General features: G+C 70.1%; 3 protein-coding genes. 1 reads left to right on the forward strand and 2 read right to left on the reverse strand.

Annotated elements, in window-relative coordinates:
• The coding region (locus tag QR77_RS48785; protein WP_347359785.1) for a peroxidase family protein at positions 1 to 1,223 on the forward strand (1,223 nt) is incomplete at its 5' end.
• 111 nt (positions 1,224 to 1,334) lie between these two features.
• Here the strand turns inward: QR77_RS48785 and QR77_RS18470 are convergent.
• A complete protein-coding gene (locus QR77_RS18470) occupies positions 1,335 to 1,901 on the reverse strand; it encodes a Uma2 family endonuclease (protein WP_040023002.1) in 567 nt (188 codons plus the stop codon).
• Positions 1,902 to 2,352: 451 nt separating this feature from the next.
• On the reverse strand, positions 2,353 to 2,810 hold a 458-nt coding region (locus QR77_RS46775; protein WP_040023004.1), incomplete at its 5' end, for a CHAT domain-containing protein.

The following is a 2,810-nucleotide window of genomic DNA, read 5'->3' on the forward strand; positions in this document are numbered from 1 at the left end:
TCCTCTTCGGTTACGAGTGGGAGCTCGGCAAGAGCCCTGCGGGCGCGAACCAGTGGAAGCCGAAGGACGGCGCGGGAGCGGGCACCGTCCCCGACGCCCACGACTCCTCGAAGAGCCACGCCCCGACGATGCTCACGACCGACCTCGCGCTGCGCGTGGACCCGGCGTACGAGCAGATCTCGCGCCGCTTCCACGAGAACCCCGCCGAGTTCGCCGACGCCTTCGCCCGCGCGTGGTTCAAGCTGACCCACCGCGACATGGGCCCGATCGTGCGCTACCTCGGCCCTGAGGTCCCGTCCGAGACCCTGGTATGGCAGGACCCGATCCCGGCGGTGACGCACGAGCTCGTCGACGCCGCCGACATCGCGTCCCTCAAGGACCAGATCCTCGCCTCGGGCCTGTCGGTGTCCCAGCTCGTATCCACCGCGTGGGCGTCGGCCTCGTCCTTCCGCGGCAGTGACAAGCGCGGCGGCGCCAACGGTGCGCGTATCCGCCTGGAGCCGCAGAGCGGCTGGGAGGTCAACGGCCCCGACCAGTTGCCGACGGTGCTGCGCGCGCTGGAAGGCATCCAGCAGGCGTTCAACGCGGACCGGACGGACGGCAAGCAGGTCTCGCTGGCCGACCTGATCGTGCTGGCCGGCACCGCGGCCGTCGAACGCGCCGCCAAGGACGCCGGCTTCGACGTCGAGGTCCCCTTCACGGCGGGCCGCGCGGACGCGTCGCAGGAGCAGACGGACGTCGAGTCGTTCGCCGCGCTCGAACCGAGCGCGGACGGCTTCCGCAACTACCTCGGCAAGGTCGACCGGCTGTCGGCCGAGTACCGGCTGATCGACCGGGCGAACCTGCTGACCCTGAGCGCCCCCGAGATGACGGTCCTCGTCGGCGGCCTCCGCGTCCTGGGCGCGAACCACCAGCAGTCGCCGCTCGGCGTCCTCACCACCGCCCCCGGATCCCTGACGAACGACTTCTTCGTCAACCTGCTGGACCTGGGTACGACGTGGAAGGAGACGTCCGAGGACGCGGACACCTTCGAGGGCCGCGACGCCACCACGGGCGAGGTCAAGTGGACCGGCACCCGGGTCGACCTCGTCTTCGGCTCGAACTCCGAGCTGCGCGCGCTGGCGGAGGTGTACGCGAGCGACGACGCGAAGGAGAAGTTCGTGAACGACTTCGTCGCCGCGTGGGTCAAGGTGATGAACCTCGACCGGTTCGACCTCGTCTGACCGCGGACTGACCGGTCACTGACCGCTGCTCGACCATGACGCCCGGGTCGGCCCCCGCGAGGGGGCGGGCCCGGGCGTTTGTGGTGTGGCGGCCTCGGCGATCCCGGCGCGTCACACCGCGCTCAGGTCGATCTCCACGGAGAAGGGAGCCATCGTCTTGATCACGCCGGCGAACACGTCACTGTCCCGGTACTCCCTGCTCGCCGGGTCGAGGACGTACGTGTACACGAGCGGAACGCCCGAGGCGACCTGCTCGACACGCCAGTAGAAGGGGATCCCGGCCGTCGCGTACTGATCCACCTTCACGATCCGGTCGGTGGTCTCCGAACCCGGGGACACCACCTCGACCACCAGCAGAACATGTTCAGGGCGCGTCGGGGTGACGTCGATGGTGTCCGCGCGGTACACGACGACGTCCGGCCGGCGGTTGCTGAGAGGCACATCGCGCAGACGCACGTCGAAGTCCGTATCGGCGTTCCACTCCGGGCCGCCGGCGGTGTCCAGAGCGTTGGCAAGGATCCGGGCCAGCCGATGGTGCCGTTTGGACGCGCCGGGGCGTACGGCAACCATCCCGTCCACGATCTCAATACCCGCGCACTGCTCGTCGGACCAGGAGGCGTACTCCTCAGCCGTGATCGGAGTATGCATCCAGGCGGGCGCCACCATCTCGGCGCTCATGACATACCTCCTCTGAGCTTGGTCGACGGGCATGAAGCTGCTCACCCCAGCGTACTGTCGGGCGGCGTGTGGTCCTGGTCATCGCCCGACTTGTCGCATCCTGGAATACCTCGGCCCTCCAGGCCCCGGCGGCCCGGGTGCCAGCCACAGGGCGAGTTCGGCTAGCGCATCGTCGTGTCTGCCCTGCCGGTTGAGGGATTCGACCAGGCTGGACCGGAGCGCTTCGGTGAAGTGGCCTCAGGGCTCGGCCGTGTCGAGGCCGAGGCGGGTCAGTACGGTCCGCAGCACCGTTTCGGCGTCGGCTGGGTGGCGGCTGGCGGTCCCACGGCCTGGGCGGTGTGCTCAGTGGCACCCGCCCCCGCCCTCACACCGCTCACCGCTCACCGCTTCTGCGGGAATCGTAGTGTGGCTTCGTCTCCCGTCCGCCCGTCCGCCCGTCCGCCCGGCGCGTTCAGGTGCCCGCGTGGACGTACGCCGCCCAGACATGCGGGCGGCCGGGGATCCGGCGTCGTAACTCCCGTACGGTGTGGTGCAGTTCGTAGGCGGAGACGGTGGTGCCCGGGGCCGTCATACGGCGGTAGAAGTCCCGGGTCACGTGGTCCGCGTAGGTGCTGTCGATCTCCCAGAGCGTCCCGACCGCCGTGGGGAAACCGGCGAGCAGGAAGGCGCTGGTGATGTGGATCGCCTCGTCCGAGAGCCGTTCGGAGGTGCGTGCGGTGCCACAGGCCGCGAGGAAAGCCAGCCGTGCCGACCTCGGCTGGGTCCGGCAGATCTCCAGGACGGACAGCGCCTCGCCGCTCGGCAGGTGGAGCAGGGCGCCGGAGGGTTCCGTCGGGTCGGTGGCTGCGTGGCAGCCGAAGTGCACCCACGGAGTGCTGCCGAGCGCGGCGAGCACCGCCTCGCGGGTCG

This window comes from Streptomyces sp. 150FB (genome assembly GCF_000818195.1).
Lineage (GTDB): Bacteria > Actinomycetota > Actinomycetes > Streptomycetales > Streptomycetaceae > Streptomyces.